At 70.1% G+C, this 22,627-nt stretch carries 19 protein-coding genes; 13 read left to right on the forward strand and 6 right to left on the reverse strand.

Annotated elements, in window-relative coordinates; all coding sequences use genetic code 11:
• The first annotated feature begins 63 nt into the window (after positions 1-63).
• The 4 genes from ACLBX9_RS11640 to ACLBX9_RS11655 all read left to right on the forward strand — a co-directional run bounded on the left by ACLBX9_RS11640 (position 64) and on the right by ACLBX9_RS11655 (position 5,485).
• Complete coding sequence (locus tag ACLBX9_RS11640; protein ID WP_010685130.1) at positions 64-417, forward strand: phasin; 354 nt, start codon at positions 64-66, stop codon at positions 415-417.
• Between the two features lie 198 nt (positions 418-615).
• The gene (locus ACLBX9_RS11645; protein ID WP_447719025.1) at positions 616-1,311 is read left to right on the forward strand and encodes a hypothetical protein; all 696 of its coding nucleotides are present in this window, start codon (positions 616-618) and stop codon (positions 1,309-1,311) included.
• Positions 1,312-1,634: 323 nt separating this feature from the next.
• A complete protein-coding gene (locus ACLBX9_RS11650; RefSeq protein ID WP_447719026.1) occupies positions 1,635-2,882 on the forward strand; it encodes an N-acetylmuramoyl-L-alanine amidase in 1,248 nt (415 codons plus the stop codon).
• 170 nt (positions 2,883-3,052) lie between these two features.
• Positions 3,053-5,485 (forward strand): penicillin-binding protein 1A, encoded by a 2,433-nt coding sequence (locus tag ACLBX9_RS11655; RefSeq protein ID WP_447719027.1) that lies wholly within the window; start codon positions 3,053-3,055, stop codon positions 5,483-5,485.
• A 728-nt stretch (positions 5,486-6,213) separates the two neighbouring features.
• Here ACLBX9_RS11655 and purQ read toward each other — a convergent pair.
• From purQ to ACLBX9_RS11680, 5 genes are all read right to left on the reverse strand, one after another.
• The gene (gene purQ, locus ACLBX9_RS11660; protein ID WP_010685125.1) at positions 6,214-6,894 is read right to left on the reverse strand and encodes a phosphoribosylformylglycinamidine synthase subunit PurQ; all 681 of its coding nucleotides are present in this window, start codon (positions 6,892-6,894) and stop codon (positions 6,214-6,216) included.
• On the reverse strand, positions 6,894-7,133 hold the full coding sequence (gene purS / locus ACLBX9_RS11665) for a phosphoribosylformylglycinamidine synthase subunit PurS (protein ID WP_010685124.1): 240 nt from the start codon (positions 7,131-7,133) through the stop codon (positions 6,894-6,896). The genes purQ and purS overlap by 1 nt, the downstream gene beginning before the upstream one ends.
• Positions 7,134-7,273: 140 nt before the next feature.
• Positions 7,274-7,513 carry a hypothetical protein gene (locus tag ACLBX9_RS11670; RefSeq protein WP_010685123.1) on the reverse strand — a complete coding sequence of 80 codons (240 nt, stop codon included), beginning with the start codon at positions 7,511-7,513 and terminating at the stop codon, positions 7,274-7,276.
• A 107-nt stretch (positions 7,514-7,620) separates the two neighbouring features.
• The gene (locus ACLBX9_RS11675) at positions 7,621-8,220 is read right to left on the reverse strand and encodes an ActR/PrrA/RegA family redox response regulator transcription factor (RefSeq protein WP_010685122.1); all 600 of its coding nucleotides are present in this window, start codon (positions 8,218-8,220) and stop codon (positions 7,621-7,623) included.
• A gap of 45 nt (positions 8,221-8,265) precedes the next feature.
• Positions 8,266-9,651 carry an ActS/PrrB/RegB family redox-sensitive histidine kinase gene (locus tag ACLBX9_RS11680; protein WP_010685121.1) on the reverse strand — a complete coding sequence of 462 codons (1,386 nt, stop codon included), beginning with the start codon at positions 9,649-9,651 and terminating at the stop codon, positions 8,266-8,268.
• A gap of 296 nt (positions 9,652-9,947) precedes the next feature.
• Between ACLBX9_RS11680 and ACLBX9_RS11685 the strand changes: the two genes are divergently transcribed.
• The 7 genes from ACLBX9_RS11685 to ACLBX9_RS11715 all read left to right on the forward strand — a co-directional run bounded on the left by ACLBX9_RS11685 (position 9,948) and on the right by ACLBX9_RS11715 (position 18,826).
• The gene (locus ACLBX9_RS11685) at positions 9,948-11,225 is read left to right on the forward strand and encodes a polyhydroxyalkanoate depolymerase (protein ID WP_447719036.1); all 1,278 of its coding nucleotides are present in this window, start codon (positions 9,948-9,950) and stop codon (positions 11,223-11,225) included.
• Between the two features lie 644 nt (positions 11,226-11,869).
• Positions 11,870-13,456, forward strand: a complete 1,587-nt coding sequence (locus ACLBX9_RS11690) for an ABC transporter substrate-binding protein (protein WP_447719028.1) — start codon at positions 11,870-11,872, stop codon at positions 13,454-13,456.
• 263 nt (positions 13,457-13,719) lie between these two features.
• Positions 13,720-14,661, forward strand: coding sequence for an ABC transporter permease (locus tag ACLBX9_RS11695; RefSeq protein WP_010685118.1), 942 nt, complete (start codon positions 13,720-13,722; stop codon positions 14,659-14,661).
• Between the two features lie 59 nt (positions 14,662-14,720).
• Entirely contained in the window at positions 14,721-15,632 is a 912-nt protein-coding gene (locus ACLBX9_RS11700; protein WP_039893924.1) for an ABC transporter permease, read from the forward strand.
• Positions 15,632-16,642 carry an ABC transporter ATP-binding protein gene (locus ACLBX9_RS11705; protein WP_447719029.1) on the forward strand — a complete coding sequence of 337 codons (1,011 nt, stop codon included), beginning with the start codon at positions 15,632-15,634 and terminating at the stop codon, positions 16,640-16,642. The genes ACLBX9_RS11700 and ACLBX9_RS11705 overlap by 1 nt, the downstream gene beginning before the upstream one ends.
• Positions 16,639-17,649: an ABC transporter ATP-binding protein gene (locus ACLBX9_RS11710; RefSeq protein ID WP_010685115.1), complete on the forward strand. Its 1,011-nt coding sequence runs from the start codon at positions 16,639-16,641 to the stop codon at positions 17,647-17,649. Before ACLBX9_RS11705 ends, ACLBX9_RS11710 begins: the two co-directional genes overlap by 4 nt.
• A 37-nt stretch (positions 17,650-17,686) precedes the next feature.
• Positions 17,687-18,826, forward strand: a complete 1,140-nt coding sequence (locus ACLBX9_RS11715; RefSeq protein ID WP_447719030.1) for an amidohydrolase/deacetylase family metallohydrolase — start codon at positions 17,687-17,689, stop codon at positions 18,824-18,826.
• A gap of 24 nt (positions 18,827-18,850) precedes the next feature.
• On the opposite strand, the gene ACLBX9_RS11720 is transcribed toward ACLBX9_RS11715, so the two are convergent.
• Positions 18,851-20,542 (reverse strand): methyl-accepting chemotaxis protein, encoded by a 1,692-nt coding sequence (locus tag ACLBX9_RS11720; protein WP_447719031.1) that lies wholly within the window; start codon positions 20,540-20,542, stop codon positions 18,851-18,853.
• Positions 20,543-20,931: 389 nt separating this feature from the next.
• Here ACLBX9_RS11720 and ACLBX9_RS11725 point away from each other — a divergent pair, with 389 nt between their 5' ends.
• Both ACLBX9_RS11725 and ACLBX9_RS11730 read left to right on the forward strand, forming a co-directional pair.
• Complete coding sequence (locus tag ACLBX9_RS11725) at positions 20,932-21,702, forward strand: ABC transporter ATP-binding protein (RefSeq protein ID WP_010685112.1); 771 nt, start codon at positions 20,932-20,934, stop codon at positions 21,700-21,702.
• A complete protein-coding gene (locus ACLBX9_RS11730; protein WP_447717960.1) occupies positions 21,695-22,621 on the forward strand; it encodes an ABC transporter permease in 927 nt (308 codons plus the stop codon). Before ACLBX9_RS11725 ends, ACLBX9_RS11730 begins: the two co-directional genes overlap by 8 nt.
• Positions 22,622-22,627 lie beyond the last annotated feature (6 nt).

Below are 22,627 nucleotides of genomic sequence, written 5' to 3' on the forward strand. Positions count from 1 at the left end.
ATAGAGGCGCGTCACCGCGGACGCAGACGGCGTCCCGCTCCAAGAATGATGCTGGAGACATCGATGCAGACCCCGAACTTCGAGATCCCGACCGAGATGCGCGACTTCGCCGAGAAGAGCGTCGACCAGGCCCGCAACGCCGTCGGCACCCTCATGGCGAACGCCATCAAGGCCACTGAGCAGGTCCAGGCCTCGGGCCAGACCTTCCAGTCGACCTTCACCGCGGCGGTCGCGAAGGGGTTTGATCACGCGCAGACCAACGCCAACGCGACCTTCGACTTCGCCCAGAAGCTCGTGCGCACCAAGGACCTGCGCGAGGCCTTCGAGCTCCAGTCCGAGTTCGTCCGCAGCCAGTTTGCCGCCCTGCAGGCGCAGGCCAAGGACTACGGCGCCCTCGCCCAGAACGCCGCCCGCTAAGGCGAAACCGCGCGACCCCGGTCATCCGGGGTCGCGTTCCGGCATCCGGACGGCCGCTTCGCGCCGGCCGGACCCAGAGATTTCGACGCCCGAGCGTCACAGGTCCGGCCCCGGCGGGGCGAGCGGGCCGGCCGCGCACGATCCTCCGGCCGCCGCTCCGCCCGGAACGAGCTGCCGCGGACAGGAGGAGATCGCGCGATGGGAAAGCCGCGTCGACCGAGAGGGGGACGTCCCGCCTGGGAGCCGAAGCCGCCGCTTGATGCGGATGTGCCGTCCGGGGCCGAGACGCCCGCGACCGGGATCTCCGCCATCGAGACGGCCAAGGCCGTGACGGCCAAGTACGAGACGTCCAAGTACGAGACGTCCAAGGACGAGACGGCCACCGATCCTGCCACGGACCAGGGGCTCGCCGTCGAGGCGGCCGTCGTGCCGGAGGCCGGGACGGCCGAACCGGTGGCGCAGGCCACCACCGAAATCTCCGACCCGCAGGGTGATCCTCAGCCCGAGCCGTCCTCCGCGGCGGCCCCCGACGAGGCACCGATCCCGGAGGCCGAGCCGGTCGTGCAGCCGGGATCGGCGCCGACCGACGCCGTCGCACCGGACCTGTCTCCCGTCCTGGCGGAATCCCCGGCCGTCGCCGCTGCCCCGGCTTCGCAGCGCATCGTGTTCGCGCCCGAGCGCTGGGACGTCGTCGAGATCAGCTCGACCATCGCGCGCTACATGCGCGGCGAGGGCGAGGCCGCCCTCGCGCATCTGCGCGCCCTGTCCGACGCCCGCACGCCGGCCGACCTGATCCGTCTCCAGGTCGGTGAGGCGCAGCGCGCCGCCGACGCCTCCTTGAGCTGCTGGGTCACGGTGGTCAGCAAGGCGAGTCGGGTGATGGCGTTCCGCTGAAGCGTCCCGGGGCGATTGCCTCCAGGGCTGCGAATCCGGGTCAACGGGACTCGTCTCGACCTCGGGAGAACTAAGCCGTCATTCCGGAACTGCGGAGCAGGACCCGGAGGGGCACGCCTGCGGCGCCCCGGGATGACGGGACGGGTGTTGCGAGGCGATCAGCAAGCGGCAGCGTCGCAACCCGGGTCCGTGGCCCTGCGACCGCCCCGGGATCGTCGCATTGCGGTCTCAGGAACGGCCCGAGCGAACCGGCACGGGTGACCATCCGTTAACCATGCCGGTCCTATGCCCTCGTGGAGGGCACGGGAGACGATGCCGGACCGATGCCGAGCTGCACGCGCCTGATTCGTACCGCCTGTCTCTGCCTCGCGCTGGCGCTGGCGGGACCGTCGGCCCGCGCGGAGACCGGCGAGAAACCCGCGGTCGCCATCGGGGCGGATCTGGCCACCCAGGCGGGGACGACGCGCCTCACCCTGACCCTGTCCCGCGCCGTCGAGGCCCGCGGCTTCGTGATGGAGCGGCCCGACCGGGCGGTGATCGACCTGCCCGAGGTCAACTTCCAGCTCGAACCCGGCACCGGCAGCCGCCGCGACGGCCTCGTGCAATCCTTCCGCTACGGCCTGTTCGCCCCGGGCCGCTCCCGCATCGTGATCGACCTCGCCTCGCCCGCCACGGTGGGACGGATCGAGACCGCCACGCGGCCCAAGGACGGGGCCGTCCTGCTCACGATCCCGCTGCAGCGCGCCGACCGCGAGGCCTTCCGGAAGGCGGCGTCCGCGGCCGATCCCGCCCCCGTGCAGGCCCGGACCGCCGCGCCCGAGCCCGCCGACCGGCGCCCGCTGATCATGGTCGATGCCGGCCACGGCGGCACCGATCCCGGGGCCATCGCGGTGGGCGGCGTGTTCGAGAAGGACATCGTGTTCGGCTTCGCCCAGGCGCTCGTCGAGAAGCTGGAGGCGGGCGGCCGCTACAGGGTCCGGATGACCCGCGACCGGGACGTGTTCGTGCCGCTGGCCGAGCGGGTGCGCCTCGCCCGGGAGGCCAAGGCCGACCTGTTCGTGTCGATCCACGCGGATTCGATCTCGGCCGCCCCCCAGGTGCGCGGCGCCACGATCTACACGGGGTCCGAGAAGGCCACCGACGCCGAGTCCGCCAAGCTTGCCGAGCGCGAGAACCGGGCCGATGCCGCCGCGGGCGTCGAGGCCGCCGAGGCGCCGCCCGACATCGCCGACATCCTGCAGGAGCTGACCCTGCGGGAGACCCGCGGCTTCTCGTCGGGCTTCGCCCGCACGCTGATGGGTCAGCTCGCCCCCGTGATGGAGATGAGTTCCAAGCCCCACCGCGAGGCGCGCTTCGTGGTGCTGCGCTCACCCGACGTGCCCAGCGTGCTGGTGGAATTGGGCTATCTGTCGAGCAAGCGCGACCTGGAGATGCTGCAATCGCCGGAGTGGCGGGCCGGCGTCACCGGCTCCATGGCCAAGGCGATCGACCTGTTCTTCACCAATCGTGCCACGCTGGGGCGGCCGGTGGGGACGCGCCGCTCGGCCGCCGTCGCCCCAGTTTTACCATAGAGTAAGTGTCGATACGGGGCATCCGAACGCCCCGTCGCACCGCCGCTGAGCCGGCATTTCGAGGGGGCCTGACGGGACTATCCGGGGGCCGACCGCATCGAGGGCGGACGTTACGCGCCGGATGAGCCGATTCCGGCATGCGGCCGGGCCAGCGACGAGCGGAACACCGGATGCGTCTGATCCTTCGTTTCTTCGGGATCCTGTTCAGCGCCGCCGCGGTGCTGTTCGTGGTCGGCGCGGCGGTGGGCGGCTACTTCTACTGGAAGTACAGCCAGGACCTGCCCGACCACGCGGCGCTCTCCAATTACGAGCCGCCGGTGATGACCCGCGTCCACGCGGCCGACGGCTCGATGCTGGCCGAGTATGCCCGCGAGCGCCGGCTCTACCTGCCGATCCAGGCGATGCCGAAGATCGTCGTGGCGGCCTTCCTGTCGGCCGAGGACAAGAACTTCTACAAGCACGGCGGCATCGACCCCGAGGGGATCGTCCGCGCCTTCCTGACGAACGCGAAATCGGGCAAGCGCCAGGGCGCCTCGACCATCACCCAGCAGGTCGCCAAGAACTTCCTGCTGTCCTCCGAGCAGACCTATGACCGCAAGATCAAGGAGGCGCTGCTGGCGCTCCGGATCGAGGCGGCCTACTCCAAGGACAAGATCCTGGAGCTGTACCTCAACGAGATCTTCCTGGGCACCATCGTCCCGGGGCGCAACCTGCACGGGGTCGCGGCGGCGGCGCTCGACTATTTCGGCAAGTCGGTCCACGAATTGACCATCAACGAGGCGGCCTACCTCGCCGCCCTGCCGAAGGGGCCGAACAACTACCACCCCTACCGCAAGACCCAGGCGGCGCTGGACCGCCGCAACGAGATCATCCGCCTGATGGCGGAGAACGGCTACATCACCAAGGAGGAGGCGGAGTCCGCCAAGAAGATGCCGCTCGGCGTCAACCCGCGGGTCGCCTTCCCGAACGCTGCCAACGCCAACTACTTCACCGAGGAGGTTCGCCGCGAGATCTCCGAGCGCTACGGCGAGAAGAAGCTCTACGAGGGCGGCCTCTCGGTGCGCGCCACCCTCGACCCGAAGATGCAGGCCTGGGCCCGCAAGGCGCTGGTCGACGGCCTCGTGCGCTACGACCAGGCCCATGGCTGGCGTGGTCCGGTCACCAAGGTCGACCTGACTGGGCGCGACTGGGGCATGGCGGCGGCCGAGGTTCCTGCGCTCGGCGACGTGGCGCCGTGGCGGCTCGCCGTGGTGCTGGGCAACGGCGCCGGCGGCGTGCAGGTGGGCCTCCAGCCCCGGCGCGAGGCGTCCGGCCAAGTGGGCAAGGATCGCGAGACCGGCGTGATCACCCCCGACGGCATGCGCTGGGCCGGCCGCCCGAACCTCCAGGCCGGCGACATGGTCTATGTCGAGGCGATGGAGGGCGGCCGCGGCCAGTTCCGCCTGCGCCAGAAGCCGGAGGTCTCCGGCGCCATCGTGGCCATGGACCCGAACACGGGCCGCGTCCACGCCATGGTCGGCGGCTTCTCGTACGACGAGTCCGAGTTCAACCGCGCCACCCAGGCGATGCGCCAGCCGGGCTCCTCGTTCAAGCCGATCGTCTACTCGGCGGCTCTGGACAACGGCTACACCCCGGCGTCGATCGTGCAGGATTCGCCGATCACCATCGAGGCCGGCCCCGGCCAGGAGGCCTGGACGCCCTCGAACTACGACGGCAAGTCCGGCGGCCCGCACACGCTCCGCTACGGCATCGAGCACTCGAAGAACCTGATGACGGTCCGGCTCGCCAAGGATGTCGGCATGCCGCTCATCGCCGAGTATGCCCGCCGCTTCGGCGTCTACGACGACATGCTGCCGGTGCTGCCGATGTCGCTGGGCGCGGGTGAGACCACGGTGATGCGCATGGTCACCGCCTACTCGATGCTGGCCAATGGCGGCCGGCGCATCCGGCCGACCCTAATCGACCGGATCCAGGACCGCACCGGCGAGACCATCTACCGCCACGACAACCGCAAGTGCATCGGCTGCGACGCCGAGAAGTGGTCGGGCCAGGACGAGCCGAAGCTGGTGGACGATTCCGAGCAGGTCCTCGACCCGCTGACCGCCTACCAGATGGTCTCGATCATGGAGGGCGTGGTCCAGCGCGGCACCGCCACGATCCTGAAACAGATCGGCAAGCCGCTCGCCGGCAAGACCGGCACCACCAACGACGCCAAGGACGCGTGGTTCGTGGGCTTCTCGCCGGATCTGGCGGTCGGCATCTATCTCGGCTTCGACAAGCCGCGCTCGCTCGGTGACCGCGCCACCGGCGGCGGCCTGGCGGCGCCGATCGCCCTGGAGTTCCTGAAGACGGCGCTCAAGGACAAGCCGCCGACGCCGTTCCGCGTGCCCCCGGGGATCAAGCTGATCCGCGTCAACCTCGCCAGCGGCACCCGCGCCGGCTCGGGGGAGGGCGCCGGGACGATCCTGGAGGCGTTCAAGCCCGGCACCGCGCCGCCGGATTCCTACGTGGCGCCGCCCGCGAACCGGGAGGGTCCGCCGCCCGCGACCGCGGCGGTGCCGCCGGACGCCGACCGGGCCGCGCAGGCCGGCGGGTTGTACTGAGAGGATCACGGCGGGTCTGGCACCCGCCGTTTTCTTTTGCCCGATGGGGCCGGCAGAGCGCACCGCGCCCACTCTGCGCCGAGGCGCTCTCCTCCCCATTGCGGGGAGGAGCCGGAGGTGGGGGTGGTGCAGACGGCACCGCGGCGACCAGACCTGAACCACCCCCACCCCTGATCTCTCCCCGCAAGGGGGAGGGGAAAGCGCCCATTCTTCAGGGGTGTTGGTCTCAGCCCCGGAAGTGTGAATCCGCGAGTCCGCACAGGCGAGGGGATCCGCGCCACGTTCTGCTTGTGCGGCGTCATACCGTTTCCGGTTGATCGGATCGGTTCCGCCGTCTTTGCGAGCGGAGCGAAGCAATCCAGATCGCGCCACGCTCCCCGAGGTACCGCAGCCCTGGGTTGCTTCGCTGCGCCCGCAAAGACGGAGCGGGCTGCACCGACCGAAGCGTTCAACCGGAAACGGTATCAGGGACACCGTGCGAAACCGGTAGCCCGCCGGGGTGGCGGAGGGTGAGACGCGGATGCTCGGTCGCGTTCTCGAATCGCGTGCGGGCACGCCCCCGGCGCACAGAAAAAAGCCGCCCCGGATGGAGCGGCTTGGAAGAGTCTTCAGGGAGGCATCAAACAGAGCGGACGAACAACGTCCAACTCGATATCCAGAAGTCTGGATGCCTGTTTATGGCCTGAAAACCCTAACCGTTGGTTAATACCGATTCTCGTGGCCCATTCTCACGCCGCGAGACTGTCGAAAAGCCCGCGCCCGTCGGTCCCGCCGATCAGGCCTTCGACGAAGTTCTCCGGATGCGGCATCATCCCGAGGACGTTGCGGTTCTCGGAATAGACCCCGGCGATGGCGTTGAGCGAGCCGTTGCGGTTGGCCTCCACGGTGATGGTGCCGTCCGCGTCGCAGTACCGGAACGCCACCCGGCCCTCGTCCTCGATCCGCGCCAGGGTCTCCGGATCGGCGAAGTAGTTGCCTTCCCCGTGGGCGACGCAGACGTCGATCACCTGGCCCTGCCTGTAGGCGCTGGTGAAGCGGGTGTCGGTGCGCTCGACCCGGAGCGTCTGCCGGTGGCAGATGAAGCGCCGGTTGACGTTGCGCATCAGCACGCCCGGCAGGAGGCCGGACTCGCACAGGATCTGGAATCCGTTGCAGATCCCGAGGACGAGGCCGCCGCGGGCCGCATGGGCCCGCACCGCGTCCATCGCGGCCGCCCGGCCGGCGATGGCGCCGCAGCGGAGGTAATCGCCGTACGAGAACCCGCCCGGCAGGACCGCGAGGTCGGTCCCGGCGGGGAGTTCGTGGTCCGCGTGCCAGACGAGGTCCACCTGGGCGCCCGACCGGCGCAGGGCCCGGACGACGTCCGATTCGCGGTTCGAGCCCGGGAAGACGACGACGGCGGCGCGCATCAGAGGATCTCGATCGCGTAGTTCTCGACCACCGTGTTGGCCAGGAGCTTCTCGCAGGCGGTGCGCAGGGTCGCCTCGGCGGCGGCGGCGTCGGCCGCCGACACCTCGATGTCGAAGACCTTGCCCTGCCGGACGCCGTCAACGCCCTCGATGGCCAGCGACTTGAGGGCGGCCTCGATCGCCTTGCCCTGCGGGTCCAGAACACCGGTCTTCAGGGTGACGATGATGCGGGCTTTCATGGGTCTTCGGGTCTCGCAGGGGGCCGGGGACGGGATGTGAGCTGCGGCGCCGTTACGCAGCCGGCCGCGGAGCGGTTCTAACAGGGACCCTCCCGGCTCGCCAGCAACGCGAGGGCGGGGCGGGTCCGCGCGGGGTTCGCTTACCGGCGGGGCGCCGCGGAGGTCGCCCGCAGCGGCTCGATGCTGGTCGCCCGGCGCCAGAGCTGGAGCATGATCCAGGCCGCGAACAGGCTGAACACGCCCATCAGGACGTGGCCCACGCGCTCCCCGAGGTCGAAGATGCCGGCGATGGCCCAGCCGGCCGCGATGGCCACGGCGAACACCTCGGTGCCGACGAGGACCATCATGCTCACGATGGTGATGGCGTTGCGCCCGTTCACGGTCTCAAGCCCCCAAACAGATCGGGTCCCGGGCGCGAACGCCCGAGACCCGTGCGACTAGCCTACCAGGGCAGGCCGATGCAACCGACCGTGCGTCGGCCGGTGGATCAGCGCGGCGCGCGCTTGGCCAGGATCCGCTGCAGCGTCCGCCGGTGCATGTTCAGGCGCCGCGCGGTCTCGCTGACGTTGCGGCTGCACAGCTCGTAGACCCGCTGGATGTGCTCCCAGCGGACGCGGTCCGCCGACATCGGGTTCTCCGGCGGGTCGGCCCGCTCGCCGGGCTGCGCCATCAGGGTGCCGTGGATCTCGTCGGCGTCGGCGGGCTTGGCGAGATAGTCGAAGGCGCCGAGCTTCACCGCGGTGACCGCCGTGGCGATGTTGCCGTAGCCGGTCAGGATCACGCCCCGGGCCTCCGGCCGGCGCTCCTTGAGGCGGGCGATCACGTCGAGGCCGTTGCCGTCGCCGAGGCGCATGTCGATCACCGCGAAGGCGGGCGCCCGCGCCTCGACGGCCGAGACGCCGTCGGCCACGCTGTCGGCGACCTGGACGTGGTAGCCGCGGCTCTCCATCGCGCGGGCGAGGCGGGTGGAGAAGGGCTTGTCGTCATCGACGATCAGAAGGCTGCGGTCGGCGAAGGCGGCCAGCGGATCGGCCTCGTTGATCACGGCAGCGTCGGTCGCCGCCGAAATCCCGGTCTGCGTGAGCATCCGGCACTCCTTTCGGGTTATTTCGTCGGGTTCTTGGTCTGTCCCCTATATAGGTACGGCATCGCGCGGCGGCAGGGGGGTGCGTATATTGAGTTCGGGAGAATGCCGCGGCGCGGCGCCCCGCTCGAAGATGTGGCGGGCCCAGGACACCCGCACGACGGCGCCGTGGGCATCCGGCGCCGAGACGTTGGTCAGCGTCAGCTGGGCGCCCGAGCGCTCGATCAGCGTCTTGGCGATGAACAGCCCGAGGCCGAGCCCGGCCCCCACGGTCCCGCCGGTCTGCGGCCGGTCCTGGCTGCGGGTCGTCACGTAGGGCTCGCCCGCCCGCAGCAGCACCTCGCTGGAGAAGCCCGGCCCGTCGTCGCGGATCTCGATCCAGACGCGCTCCTGGCTCCAGCGCCCCTCCACGGAAACCCGCGCCTCCGCGAAATCGACGGCGTTGTCGAGGATGTTGGCGAGGCCGAACATCACCCCCGGGTTGCGGCGGCAGGCCGGCTCCGGCCCGTCGCCCGTGCTGGTGACGTCCAGGACGGCGCCGAGCCCGCGCTGCGGGGCGACCAGCTCCTCCACGAGGTGGCTGAACGTGACCGTCTCGAGGAAGTTCGCCCCGTCCCCGTCGAGGGAGGTGAGCTTGCCCAGGATGCCGCGGCAGCGGTCGACCTGCTCGCGCAGCAGCTCGAGATCCTCCGCCACCGCGGGCGAGGCCGTGGGCCCGAGCTGGCGGATCAGCTCCTTGGTCACCACCATGATGGTGCCGAGCGGTGTGCCCAGTTCGTGGGCAGCGGCCGCCGCCAGCCCGTCGAGCTGCGAGAGGTGCTGCTCGCGGGCGAGCACCAGCTCGGTGGCGGCGAGCGCCTGGGCGAGGAGCCGGGTCTCCTCCGCCACCCGCCACGCGTAGACGCCCGTGAAGGCGGTGCCGAGCAGGATCGCGGTCCAGACGCCCGAGACGTACAGGAACGGCAGCTCGATCCGCCCGTCGGCGAACCAGGGCAGGGGCCGGTGCACCAGGGCCAGCAGCGTCGCGAGCCCCACCGCCAGGAGACCGAGCGCCAGGGTCCGCTCCGGGGGCAGCGCGGTGGCGGAGATCAGCACCGGCGCGAGGAACAGCAGCGAGAACGGGTTCTGCAGGCCGCCCGTGAGGAACAGGAGGGCGGCGAGCTGCACGATGTCGAAGGCCAGCAGCAGCGCGGCGGAATCGTCGCTCAGCCGGTAGCTCGCCGGGAAGCGGATCCGCAGGGCGAGGTTCAGCCAGGACGAGGTGGCGATCACCAGGAAGCACCAGCCGAAGGGGAGCGGCAGGCCGAGGCCGAACTGCGCCCCCACGACCGCCGCGCTCTGGCCCGTGATGGCGAGCCAGCGCAGGCGGACGAAGGTGTCGAGCCGCAGATGTCGGGCGTCGCGGCCGAGGCCGCTGAGATCGGTGTCGGGCATGCGCAGGTTCGGTATGCGCCCGACGGCACGCGCCGCCCGGCTTCTCGCGGGTCGTTTCCGCGATCCCGACCCCTTGGCGCAGGAGCGGGGATCCCAGCAAGCCGACTCGGACGAGTCGTCGCTGGCTAACGTCGTCACAGGCAACGGGTCACAGGCAAGTTGTCTCAGGCAAGTCGTCGCGGGTGCGGGATGTTCCGCCTTCATTCAGCGTGGAGCATTATCCTAACGTGTCGGGTTGGACGGGGATGGGCCGCGTGGCTGGATGCCGCCGACCCGATCAGGACTGCGAGGTGACGATGCTGCTGGCCTATTCCATGTACGAGGGCGCCCGCGCCCTGATGGCGCCGGCCCGGGTCGCCGCGGACCTCACGCGCTACGGGCTGCAGATGCCGGGCAATCCCCTGGCCTACGGACCCTACGCCCGCGCGGTCAGTGCCGGCTGCGAGATGTTCGAGCGCGTCACCCGCCAGTACGGCAAGCCCGCCTTCGGGTTCACCGAGACGGTCGTCGACGGCGCCCCCGTGCCGGTCACCGAGCGGGTGGTCTGGGAGCGGCCGTTCTGCCGCCTGATCGCCTTCGACCGCGCCTTCCCGACGGCTCCTGCCGAACCGCAGCCGAAGCTGCTGATCGTCGCGCCGATGTCGGGCCACTACGCCACGCTGCTGCGCGGCACCGTGGAGGCGATGCTGCCGAACCACCGGGTGTTCATCACCGACTGGACCGACGCCCGGATGGTGCCGGTGGTCGCCGGACGGTTCGACCTCGACGACTACATCGACTACCTGCAGGAGATGTTCGCCGTCCTCGGGCCGGACCTGCACGTGATGGCGGTGTGCCAGCCGGCGGTGCCGGTGATCGCCGCGGTGGCGCTGATGGAGGCGACCGACGAGCCCGCGGTGCCGACCTCCATGACCCTGATGGGCGGGCCGATCGACACGCGCCGCTCGCCCACCGCGGTGAACTGCCTCGCGCAGGAGCGCGGGCAGGCGTGGTTCGAGAAGAACACGATCAGCCTCGTGCCGCCGATCTATCCGGGCGCCTGGCGCCAGGTCTATCCGGGATTCCTGCAGCTGTCGGGCTTCATGGCGATGAACCTCGACCGCCACGTCACCGCCCACTCGGACATGTTCGACCATCTGGTGAAGGGCGACGGTGACTCGGCCGAGAAGCACCGCGAGTTCTACGACGAGTACCTCGCGGTGATGGACCTCACCGCCGAGTACTACCTCCAGACCGTGCAGACCGTGTTCGTCGACCACGCCCTGCCGAAGGGCCTGATGACGCACCGGGGTACGCCCGTCGATCTCGGGGCGATCCGCCGCTGCGCGATCCTCGCCGTCGAGGGCGAGAACGACGACATCTCGGGCGTCGGGCAGACCAAGGCGGCTTTGGACCTGACGCCGAACCTGCCGGAGGCGCGCAAGGCCTACCACCTCCAGGCCGGCGTCGGCCATTACGGCGTGTTCAACGGGTCCCGCTACCGGGCGGTGATCGCGCCCCGCATCGCCGCCTTCATCCGCGCCATGCAGGCGAATCCGAGCGTGCGCGGCGCGCACCTGCGGCAGGTGGGCTGAGGCGGCCGCGGAACGCAGCGTGGGTTCCCTCTCCCGTGTCGGCTTCGCTGTTCACACATCTCCTCTGAGAGCGGACAAGACGGCTCCGCAGGTCTCCCTCCCCCCTCTGCGGGGGAGGGTGGCCCCCGAAGGGGGTCGGGAGAGGGGAGCGACGGCGCAGAAGTAGCCGCTGGCCTTCATGTTGGTCGCGATTCTTCCGGAAACGTCGCTCCCCTCTCCCGACCCCTGCTGACGCAGGGGCCACCCTCCCCCGCAACAGGGGGAGGGGGAGCAGCGGAGCTGTGTGTGCCTGTTCCTGATCGAGATGTGCGAACAGCGTAGTCCGCTCGAGAGAAGGGCCGGTCGCGATCTGCCGCCCGTGAAGCCCTGTGCCGCGCGCCGATGATCCTTCAGTCATCCTGAATACATAACGCACTCGCGGCCGTGCTGGCGCGGGGTTTGCGTGAGGCGCGCCGTGAGCCCGCTGACCCCACTTGCCGCCCGCGCCAGTCCCCACGCCGTCCGTCCGACGGCCGCGCGAACGCTTGCCCGGGCCCCGTTGTCACGCCGGGCCATTGCGCCTCTGCTTAAGAATTGTTCAAACTCGCCCGCAAGGTGCGGGCCGGCGGCCGATGCTTGAGATCCGCACCGCCAGGGAGACGACGATGGACCGCAGGACCTTTCTCAAGGGCTCGGCTGCGCTCGGTATGGCTGCGCCGCAACTCGCGCGGCCGGCGCGGGCGCAGGGCGCCAAGGTGCTGCGCTTCGTGCCCCAGGCGAACCTCGCCAATTTCGATCCCATCTGGGGGACCCAGTACGTGGTGCGCAACGCCGGCACCCTCGTCTGGGACATGCTGTACGGCGTCGACGACCAGTTGAAGCCGCAGCGCCAGATGGTCGAGTCCGAGGAGGTCTCGGGCGACAAGCTGACCTGGACCTTCCGGCTGCGGCCCGGCCTCAAGTGGCATGACGGCGAGCCGGTGCAGGCGAGGGACATCGTGGCGAGCCTCAACCGCTGGATGGCCCGCGACCCGATCGGCATCATGATCCGCGGCGTCCAGGACGAACTCGCGGCGACCGACGACCGGACCTTCCGCTGGCGCCTCAAGAAGCCGTTCCCGAAACTCCTCTACGCGCTCGGCAAGACCAACGCCCCGATGGCGCTGATGATGCCGGAGCGGATCGCCAAGACCGACCCGTTCACCCAGATCACAGAGTATGTCGGCTCGGGTCCGATGAAGTTCGTGCGCAACGAGTGGGTGCCCGGCGCCCGGGCGGTGTTCGAGACGTTTGCCGACTACAAGCCCCGGGACGAGCCGAATTCCTGGCTCGCCGGGGGCAAGCGCATGCTGGTCGACCGGGTCGAGTGGGTGATCATGCCGGACGCGGCCACCGCCTCGGCGGCCCTGCAGAACGGCGAAGTCGACTGGTGGGAGAACCCGATCTCCGACCTCGTCCCGCTCCTGCGCAAGAACGCCAACCTCAACGTCGATATCGCCGACCCGCTGGGCAATATCGGGTCGTTCCGGATGAACCACCTGTACCCGCCCTTCGACAATCCGAAGATCCGGCAGGCGGTCATGACCGCGATGAGCCAAGAGGATTACATGCGGGCGATCGTCGGCGACGACGACAGCCTGTGGAAGAAGCTGCCGGGCTTCTTCACCCCCGGCACGGCGCTCTACAGCGAGGCGGGCGGCGAGAATGTCGGCAAGGGCGACATCAAGCTCGGCCAGAAGCTGCTTAAGGAAGCCGGCTACAAGGGCGAGCCGGTGGTCTGCATCGTGGCCCAGGACCAGGGGATCACCAAGGCGCAGGGCGACATCACCGCCGACCTGCTGAAGCAGATGGGCTTCAACGTCGACTTCGTCGCCACCGACTGGGGCACCACCGGCACCCGGCGGACCTCCAAGGCGCCGCCGTCCCAGGGCGGCTGGAACATGTTCCACACGTGGCACGCCGGCGCCGACACCATCAACCCGGCCGGCTACCCGGCGGTGCGGGCGAGCGGCGACAAGGCGTGGTTCGGCTGGCCGAACATCCCGCCGGTGGAGACCGCCATCGCCGAGTGGTTCGATGCCGCCGATCCGGCCGCCGAGAAGGCCGCCATCGACAAGGTCAACGCCGCCGCCTGCGAGGGCGTGGTCTACGTCCCGACCGGGTTCTTCCTCGGCTACCAGGCGTGGCGGAAGAACGTCTCGGGCATCGTGAAGGGGCCGATCCCCTTCACCTGGGGCGTGTCGAAGGCGTGAGGGGGCGGGTGATGGTCGGGTCGGCACGCCTGGTGCGGGCTCCCTCCCCCCTCTGCGGGGGAGGGTGGCCCTCGCGTCAGCGAGGGTCGGGAGAGGGGAGCGACGATGCAGGATCGGGCTTTGCCCTTCATGCAGGCCGCGTCCCTTCCGGAAGCCGGGTTCCCCTCTCCCGACCCCCTTCGGGGGCCACCCTCCCCCGCAGAGGGGGGAGGGGGATGCGTCGAGCCCTTCAGTCCCTCTCGCCCACGCCCTAGCGAGGCCCCATGCTCGGCTATATCGGCAGGCGCATCCTCGCCACCATCCCGGTCATGGCGGTGGTCGGGCTGTTCGTCTTCAGCCTCCTCTATTTCGCCCCCGGCGACCCGGCGGCGATCATCGCGGGCGACCAGGCGACGCCCGACGACGTCGCCCGCATCCGCGCCACGCTCGGCCTCGACCGGCCGTTCCTGGTGCGGTTCTGGGAATGGTCCTGGCAGATCCTCCACGGGGATCTCGGCACCTCGATCTTCACCAACCTGCCGGTCACCACCATGATCGGCCAGCGGGTGCAGCCCACCGTCTCGCTGATGCTCGTCACCCTGGTCTTCGCCATCGTGGTGGCGGTGCCGCTGGGCGTCGTCGCCGCCTGGAAGGCCGGCAGCCTGATCGACCGCCTCGTCATGGGGCTCGCCGTGACGGGCTTCTCGGTGCCGGTCTTCGTGGTCGGCTACATCCTGGCCTACGTCTTCGCCCTCGAACTCGGCTGGCTGCCCGTCCAGGGCTACACGCCGATCGAGCAGGGGCTCTGGCCCTGGCTGTCCAACCTGATCCTGCCGGCGGTGACGCTCGGCCTCGTCTACATCGCGCTGATCGCCCGGGTGACGCGGGCCACCATGCTCGACGTGCTGAGCCAGGATTACGTGCGCACCGCCCGGGCCAAGGGGCTGTCGCAGGGGCCGGTCCTGTTCGTCCACGCCCTCAAGAACGCCGCGGTGCCGATCGTCACCGTCATCGGCATCGGCATCGCCCTGCTGATCGGCGGCGCGGTGGTGACCGAGACGGTCTTCGCCATCCCCGGCCTCGGGCGCCTCACCGTCGACGCGATCCTGCGGCGCGACTACCCGGTCATCCAGGGCGTCGTGCTGCTGTTCAGCTTCGTCTACGTGCTCGTGAACCTCGCCATCGACCTCTTCTACACCGTGCTCGACCCGAGGATCCGCTATTGACCGCGACCGTCGCGCCCTTCCCCGACCACGCCCCGCCGGCGGGCGCCCCGCCCGAGGGCGTGACCGCCAAGGCAGCACCGCCGCCCGGCCTCGCCGTCGCGGCGCCGCTGCCGGACGTGATCCCGGCCCGCAAGCGCCGGGGCCCGGTCTGGACCTACGTGCGCCGCAACCCGACCATCGTGGTCGGCGGCGTGCTGCTCCTCATCGTCTTCCTGATGGCGGTGCTGGCCCCCTATCTCGGCACCGTCGACCCGACCGCCCTGGCGCCCGCCAAGCGCACCCGGGTGCCCTCCGCCCAGTACTGGTTCGGCACCGACATGCTCGGCCGCGACGTCTACTCGCGGGTGGTCTACGGGGCGCGGGTCTCGCTGCTGGTGGGCTTCTCGGTGGCGTTCCTCGCCTCAGTCGCCGGGCTGGCGGTCGGGCTCGTCTCCGGCATGGTGCGCTGGCTCGACGGGATCGTCATGCGGGTCGTCGACGGGATGATGTCGATCCCGCCGATCCTGCTCGCCATCGCGCTGATGGCGCTGACCCGCGGCTCGGTCCAGAACGTCATCATCGCCATCACCATCGCGGAGATCCCCCGCGTCGCCCGCCTCGTACGCGGCGTGGTGCTGTCGCTGCGCGAACAACCCTACGTCGAGGCGGCCGTGACCACCGGCACCCGGATGCCGGCGATCATCTGGCGCCACATCCTGCCCAATACGCTGGCGCCCATGACCGTGCAGGCGACCTACATCTGCGCCTCCGCGATGATCACCGAGGCGATCCTGTCGTTCATCGGCGCGGGCGTGCCGCCCTCGACGCCCTCCTGGGGCAACATCATGGCCGAGGGCCGGGCGCTCTGGCAGGTCAAGTTCTACATCATCCTGTTCCCGGCCATCTTCCTCTCGATGACGGTGCTCGCCGTGAACCTCGTCGGCGACGGCCTGCGCGACGCCCTCGATCCCCGCATGGCCAAGGACGTCTGATGAGCACCGGCGTGAGCGGCACCCCCCTCCTGTCGATCGAGAACCTGCAGGTCCATTTCCGCACCCCCGACGGGGTGAACCGGGCGGTGGACGGGGTCTCGTTCGCGATCCAGTCGGGCGAGACCCTGGCGATCGTGGGCGAATCCGGCTGCGGCAAGTCGGTGACCTCGATGTCGATCCTGCGGCTCCTGCCCGAGCCGCCCGCCCGCATCGCCGGCGCGATCAAGTTCGAAGGGAAAAACCTCCTCGACCTGCCCAACAGCGCCATGCGCAAGATCCGCGGCAACGACATCAGCGTGATCTTCCAGGAGCCGATGACCTCGCTGAACCCGGTGCTGACGGTCGGCCGCCAGATCGGCGAGACCCTGCGCCTGCACCAGGGCCTCGGCCGGCGCGAGGCCGAGGCGCGGGCCGTGGAGATGCTGACGCTGGTCGGCATCCCCGAGCCGAAGCGCCGGGTGCGGGAATACCCGCACCAGCTCTCGGGCGGCATGCGCCAGCGGGTGATGATCGCCATCGCGCTCGCCTGCTCGCCGAAGCTCCTGATCGCCGACGAGCCGACCACGGCGCTCGACGTGACCATCCAGGCCCAGATCCTCGACCTGATGCGCGACCTGAAGGCCCGGGTCGGCGCCGCCATCATGCTGATCACCCACGATCTCGGCGTGGTGGCCGAGGTCGCCGACCGGGTGGTGGTGATGTATGCCGGCCGCAAGGTCGAGGAGGCGCCGGTCCGCGACCTGTTCCGGGCGCCGCGCCACCCCTACACCCGCGGCCTGATGGGGGCTGTGCCGAAGCTCGGCGCGGTCGAGCACGGGGCCGACGCGCGGCTCGCCGAGATCCCCGGCATGGTGCCGAGCCTCAAAGGTAGGATCGAGGGCTGCGTCTTCGCCGGGCGCTGCCCGGACGTCACCGACCTGTGCCGCGCCTACGCCCCGGCCCTGGAGCCGAAGGCGCCCGGCCACCTCGCCGCCTGCCATTACGCGCCGAAGGACGCCCTCGCGGCATGAGCGCCACGCCCGCACCCGCCGGCCGCACCCTGCTGGAGGTCAACGACCTCAAGAAGCATTTTTCCCTCGGCGGCGGCCTGCTCGGCCGGCAGACCCGGGTGCTCAAGGCGGTGGACGGCCTGTCCTTTACGGTCGCCCGCGGCGAGACCCTGTCGCTCGTCGGCGAGTCCGGCTGCGGCAAGTCCACCGTCGCCAAGGCGCTGATGCGGCTCTACGCCCCCACCGCCGGCCAGGTGGTGCTCGACGGGAAGCGCATCGACGACCTCTCGGCCGGGACGCTCCGGCCCCTGCGGCGCCACATCCAGATGGTGTTCCAGGACCCGTTCTCGTCGCTCAATCCGCGGATGCGGGTTCGGGCGATCCTGGCCGAGCCGATCCGCAATTTCGGGCTGGCCCGCAACGCCGCCGATCTGGAGAGTCGGCTGGCCAGCCTGATGGAGCGGGTCGGCCTGCCGCGCGAGGCGCTCGGGCGCTTCCCGCACGAGTTCTCGGGCGGCCAGCGCCAGCGCATCGGCATCGCCCGGGCGCTCGCCGCCGAGCCGGACCTGATCATCTGCGACGAGGCCGTCTCGGCGCTCGACGTCTCGGTCAAGGCGCAGATCGTCAATCTGCTGCGCGACCTGCAGCGCGAGCTTGATCTTGCGATGCTGTTCATCTCGCACGACCTCGCCATCGTCGAGCACATGACCCACCGGGTGGCGGTGATGTATCTCGGCAAGATCGTCGAGATCGGTCCGCGCCGGGACATCTTCCTGGCGCCGAAGCATCCCTACACCCAGGCCCTGCTCTCGGCGGTGCCGATCCCCGAGCCCGGGGCCGGGCGCACCCGGATCGTGCTCAAGGGGGACGTGCCGAGCCCGATCAACCCGCCGTCGGGCTGCCGCTTCCACACCCGCTGCCCGCACGCCTTCGACCGCTGCCGGACCGAGGTGCCGGCGCTGGATCCCGTGGGCGCCGGCCACCTCGCCGCCTGCCACCTCAACGACGCGGTCGCTCGGGCGGCATGACGGTTGAGCGTCCCGCGAAACACATCCGGAGCCTTCCGTGCCGCACGACCTCATCCTGAAGGGCGCGCGGGTCATCGACCCGTCGCAGAACCACGACGGAATCTGCGACGTCGCCTTCGCGGACGGCCGCGTCTCGGGCTTCGGCCGCGACCTGCCGGCGGGACCGGGCACGCAGGTCCGCGACATGGACGGCGCCATCGTCGCGCCGGGCCTGATCGACCTGCACACCCATGTCTACTGGGGCGGCACCTCGCTCGGCATCGACGCCGACGCATTCTGCCGGACCTCCGGGGTCACCACCTCGGTCGATACCGGCAGCGCCGGGCCGGGCAATTTCGCGGGCTTCCGCAGTCACGTGATCGAGCGGTCGCAGGCGCGGATCCTCGCCTACCTGCACGTCTCCTTCGCGGGCATCTTCGGCTTCTCGAAGACCGTCATGGTCGGCGAGAGCGAGGACCCGCGGCTCATGGCGCCCCGGGAGGCGGTCGAGGTCGCCGAGGCCAACCGGGACGTGATCGTCGGCATCAAGGTCCGGGTCGGGCGCCACGCCTCGGGCGACCAGGGCACCGCGCCGCTGGACATCGCCCTGCAGGTGGCGGAGGAGACCGGCCTGCCGCTCATGGCCCATATCGACGAGCCGCCGCCGAGCTACGAGCAGGTGCTGGCGATGCTCCGCCCCGGCGACGTGCTGACCCACGCCTTCCGGCCCTTCCCGAATTCGCCGGTGACCGCTCAAGGAGCGGTGAAGCCGGCGCTCCGCGAGGCGCGGGCGCGGGGCGTGCTGTTCGACATCGGCCACGGCAAGGGCTCGTTCGCCTTCAAGACCGCCCGGGCCATGCTGGCCGGCGGCTTCCTGCCGGACACGATCTCGTCCGACGTGCACCAGCTCTGCATCGAGGGGCCGGCCTTCGATCAGGTCACCACCATGTCGAAGATGCTCTGCCTCGGCATGAGCCTCACCGACGTCATCGCCGCCTCCACGGTGAACGCCGCCGTGGCGCTGAAGCGCATGGAGTACGGCACCCTGAAGGTCGGGGCGCTGGGCGACGCCACCGTGCTGGCGGTCCGCGACGGCGCCTTCGACTACGTCGACACCCGCGGCGAGCACATGACGGGTGCCCAGAGGATCACCGCGGAGGGCGTGGTGCTCAAGGGCCGGTGGTGGCACCCGGCCTGAGCCGGATGCCCTCGGCCCAGGACATCAGGCGGCCCGGACGGTCGCCAGGAAGCGCCCGACCTCGGCGGCGAGGTGCTCGGACTGGCGCGACAGCTCGGAGGCCGCGCCCAGCACCTGGCTCGCCGCCGCCCCGGTCTCCTCGGCGGCGCCCGCCACCCCGGTGATGGTGCTGGTCACCGCGCCGGTGCCCTGCGCCGCCTGCGTGACGTTGCGGACGATCTCCTGCGTCGCCGCGCCCTGCTCCTCCACGGCGGCCGCGATGGTGGTCGCCACCCCGCTGATCTCCTGGATCCGCGCCGTGATGGAGCCGATCGCCGTGACCGCCTGACCGGTCGAGTCCTGGACCCGGCTGATCTGGCCCGAGATCTCCTCGGTGGCCCTGGCGGTCTGCTCGGCCAGCGCCTTCACCTCGGAGGCCACCACCGCGAAGCCGCGCCCTGCCGCGCCGGCCCGCGCGGCCTCGATGGTGGCGTTCAGCGCCAGCAGGTTCGTCTGCCCGGCGATCGACGAGATCAGCCCGACCACGTCGCCAATGCGGGTGACCGCCGCGCTCAGTTCCTGCACCAGCGCGCCGGTCCGGTCGACCTCGCTCACGGCGCGCCGGGCGAGGTCGGCCGAGCCGTCCACCTGCCGGCCGATCTCCTGCACGGAAGAGCCGAGTTCCTCGGCCGCGGCCGCCACCGTGTTGACGTTCGAGGCCGCCTCCTCGGCCGCCGCCGCCACGGTGGTGGACTGGGCCGAGGTCTGGCTGGCCATGGCCGACATCGAGCCCGCGGTGGCCTGCAACTCGGTGGCGGAGGACGAGACGAGGCCGATGATGCCGCCGACCGCCCGCTCGAAGCTGTCGGCCATCTGGCGCATGCCGCTTCGGCGCTGCTCCTCGGCGGCAAGCCGCGCCTCGGCGGTCTCCGCCTCCAGCGCCCGGGTGCGGATCAGGTTGTCCTTGAACACCTGCACGGCGGACGCCATGGCGCCGATCTCGTCCCGGCGGTCCCGGTACGGCACCGCGGCGGCCGCGTCGCCGCGGGCCAGGACCGCCATGGCCTGCGTGATGACCGTGATCGGACGCGAGACCCGCAGCATCCCGAACAGGGACGCCGCGAACGCTGCCGCCACCGCGAACGCCACCGCCACGTAGGCGGCGACCATGGCGGCCTCGGCCTGCGTCAGGGCGGAGCTGGTCTCCTGATGGGCGCTGCGGTTGTTCAGCTCCGCGTCCGACCCAAGGGCCTCGCGCATGCGGTTGTACAGGTCGAGCTGCGCGCGGCTGCCGATCAGCGCCAGCGCCTCCGCGGGCCGGCCCTGCTCGAGGAGCTGGGCCATCGCGCGGTTGGATTCCTCGTACTGCGCCCAGAGCCCGCTGAACGCCTCCCACAGGGCCCGCTCCTCCGGCGAGGAGATCATGGGCTCGTAGATCGCCCGGTCGGCCGCGAGCTTGGCCATGGCAGTCGCCTGCAGGTTCTGGTTGTCGGCACGCTGCTCGGGTGTGGCGTTGAAGGTCAGCATGCGGAATTGTTTGACGCGGATGTCGGCCACGTCGTTCTGGATCGTTCCGAGGATCAGCACCGAGGGCAGCCAGTTCTTCGTCACCTCGTTCACAGAATAGCGGATGCCGGACAGCTTGGTCAGCGAGAGAGTCCCCTGTCCCGCGGCGATGAGGGCGAGACAGCCGAAGGCTCCGATCAGGGATGCCTTGATGGATAACTGAAACCGCATGGAGGGGCCCCGAAGATTTCTATCGATCCGAACCAATCGGATTGCGTGCATCACCATGCGGCGAATTGATGAAAGATACCTTTTAAGAAAATACTTCCACGGTGATCGCTAAATGAGCGGCTTAAGTCGGAAGAGATCAATACCTTATAACATTTGCAGTATTGTGACCTGAATAATGCCTTCAATATATGAAAACTAGACGAGAAACGAATATTAATGGTCGATACAGCGTCTTCGGCCGCCGTGACAGATGCGACGCAAAGCGGGCCGCGCGGGGCGTGAGCGCCTTTACAGCCTCCGAGTGCGACCGATACACATTTCCGTGAAGCCCGGACCATATCCGGGCCGCCAACGAAACGTGGCCCAAGCCGCGGCGGCAGGGAGGAAGGATGGACACGGGTCAGCCTCTTCTGGAGGTGGACGGCGTCACGCTCCGCTACAAGACGCCCGAGCATCTCGTCACGGCCACCTACCGGGTGAGCTTCCGGGTTTGGCCCGGGGACCGGTTCGTGCTGCTCGGGCCGTCGGGCTGCGGGAAGTCGACGCTGCTCAAGGCGGTGGGCGGCTACATGGCGCCGACGGAGGGCGAGATCCGCCTGAAGGGTCAGGCGGTCACCGAGCCCGGGCCCGACCGGATGATGGTGTTCCAGGAGTTCGACCAGCTGCTGCCGTGGAAGACGGTGCGGCAGAACGTGGTGTTTGCCCTCGAGGCCTCGGGCCGGCTCAAGGGCCGCGCGGCCCTGGAGCGGGCCAACCTGTACATCGACAAGGTCAACCTGACGAAGTTCGCCGACAGCTATCCGCACACGCTCTCGGGCGGGATGAAGCAGCGCGTGGCCATCGCCCGCGGCATGGCCATGGAGCCCGACATCCTGCTGATGGACGAGCCGTTCGCCGCGCTGGACGCGCTCACGCGGCGGCGCATGCAGGACGAGCTGCTGGCGCTGTGGGAGGGCACGCGCTTCACCGTGCTGTTCGTGACCCACTCGATCCCCGAGGCGATCAAGGTCGGCTCGCGCATCCTGCTGCTCTCGCCGCACCCGGGCGAGGTCAAGGCCGAGCTCAACAGCGCCGACAGCCCGGAGGCGGCGCTGCGGCTGGAGGGCCGGATCCAGCAGATGCTGTTCTCGGAGGAGATCCAGGAGGCGGAGAATGTCTAGCGCGCAAGCCCTGACGGACGCGCCCCGGCCGGGGACGGTGCCGCCGCGGCCCGCCCTTGCGGACCCGCCCCGGCCCGAGATCGTGCGCGAGACCGGGCACGCCCACGGCGCCACGGTGGTGGAGAAGAAGCTGTCGTGGGCCGAGCGGCTGTACAACCAGGCGTGGCTGCGCAAGCTGCTGATCCTGGCGCTGCTGGCCGGGATCTGGGAGGCCTACGGGCGCTACCTCGACAACGACCTTTTGTTCCCGACCTTCACCGCCACCGTGGAGGCGTTCGTGCGCGGCATCATGGACGGCACGCTGCCGGCGCGCGCCTGGGTGTCGCTGAAGGTGCTGCTGATGGGCTACGCCGCGGGCGTCGCGCTGGCGACGCTGCTCACCGGCGTCGCCATCGCGTCGCGGATCGGGACCGACTTCCTCGAGACCTTGACGTCGATGTTCAATCCCTTGCCGGCGATCGCGCTGCTGCCGCTGGCGCTGATCTGGTTCGGGTTGGGCAACGGCAGCCTGATCTTCGTGCTGGTGCACTCGGTGACCTGGGCGATCGCGCTCAACACGCATTCGGGCTTCCTGTCGGTGAGCCGGACGCTGAAGATGGTCGGGCGCAACTACGGGCTGTCGGGCCCGGGGCTGATCGGCAAGATCCTGATCCCGGCGGCGTTCCCCTCGATCCTGACCGGCCTGAAGGTCGGCTGGGCGTTCGCGTGGCGCACCCTGATCGCGGCCGAGCTGGTGTTCGGCGTGTCGTCCGGGGCGGGGGGGCTGGGCTGGTTCATCTTCGAGAACAAGAACATGCTCGACATCCCGAACGTGTTCGCCGGCCTGCTCACCGTCATCCTGATCGGCCTCGTGGTCGAGAACCTGATCTTCCAGACCATCGAGCGCCGCACCGTCCAGCGCTGGGGCATGCAGGCCTGAGCGGCG

The organism is Methylobacterium sp. A49B, from assembly GCF_053346215.1.

Bases quoted from the DNA above. Each gene is read 5' to 3' on its own strand.
- ACLBX9_RS11690 (WP_447719028.1), top strand. From the start codon at position 11,870: ATGGACCGCAGGACCTTTCTCAAGGGCTCGGCTGCGCTCGGTATGGCT.
- ACLBX9_RS11650 (WP_447719026.1), top strand. From the start codon at position 1,635: ATGCCGAGCTGCACGCGCCTGATTCGTACCGCCTGTCTCTGCCTCGCG.
- purS (WP_010685124.1), bottom strand. From the start codon at position 7,133: ATGAAAGCCCGCATCATCGTCACCCTGAAGACCGGTGTTCTGGACCCG.
- ACLBX9_RS11655 (WP_447719027.1), top strand. From the start codon at position 3,053: ATGCGTCTGATCCTTCGTTTCTTCGGGATCCTGTTCAGCGCCGCCGCG.
- ACLBX9_RS11730 (WP_447717960.1), top strand. From the start codon at position 21,695: ATGTCTAGCGCGCAAGCCCTGACGGACGCGCCCCGGCCGGGGACGGTG.
- ACLBX9_RS11640 (WP_010685130.1), top strand. From the start codon at position 64: ATGCAGACCCCGAACTTCGAGATCCCGACCGAGATGCGCGACTTCGCC.
- ACLBX9_RS11685 (WP_447719036.1), top strand. From the start codon at position 9,948: ATGCTGCTGGCCTATTCCATGTACGAGGGCGCCCGCGCCCTGATGGCG.
- ACLBX9_RS11710 (WP_010685115.1), top strand. From the start codon at position 16,639: ATGAGCGCCACGCCCGCACCCGCCGGCCGCACCCTGCTGGAGGTCAAC.
- ACLBX9_RS11675 (WP_010685122.1), bottom strand. From the start codon at position 8,220: ATGCTCACGCAGACCGGGATTTCGGCGGCGACCGACGCTGCCGTGATC.
- ACLBX9_RS11705 (WP_447719029.1), top strand. From the start codon at position 15,632: ATGAGCACCGGCGTGAGCGGCACCCCCCTCCTGTCGATCGAGAACCTG.
- purQ (WP_010685125.1), bottom strand. From the start codon at position 6,894: ATGCGCGCCGCCGTCGTCGTCTTCCCGGGCTCGAACCGCGAATCGGAC.
- ACLBX9_RS11725 (WP_010685112.1), top strand. From the start codon at position 20,932: ATGGACACGGGTCAGCCTCTTCTGGAGGTGGACGGCGTCACGCTCCGC.
- ACLBX9_RS11680 (WP_010685121.1), bottom strand. From the start codon at position 9,651: ATGCCCGACACCGATCTCAGCGGCCTCGGCCGCGACGCCCGACATCTG.
- ACLBX9_RS11645 (WP_447719025.1), top strand. From the start codon at position 616: ATGGGAAAGCCGCGTCGACCGAGAGGGGGACGTCCCGCCTGGGAGCCG.
- ACLBX9_RS11695 (WP_010685118.1), top strand. From the start codon at position 13,720: ATGCTCGGCTATATCGGCAGGCGCATCCTCGCCACCATCCCGGTCATG.
- ACLBX9_RS11720 (WP_447719031.1), bottom strand. From the start codon at position 20,542: ATGCGGTTTCAGTTATCCATCAAGGCATCCCTGATCGGAGCCTTCGGC.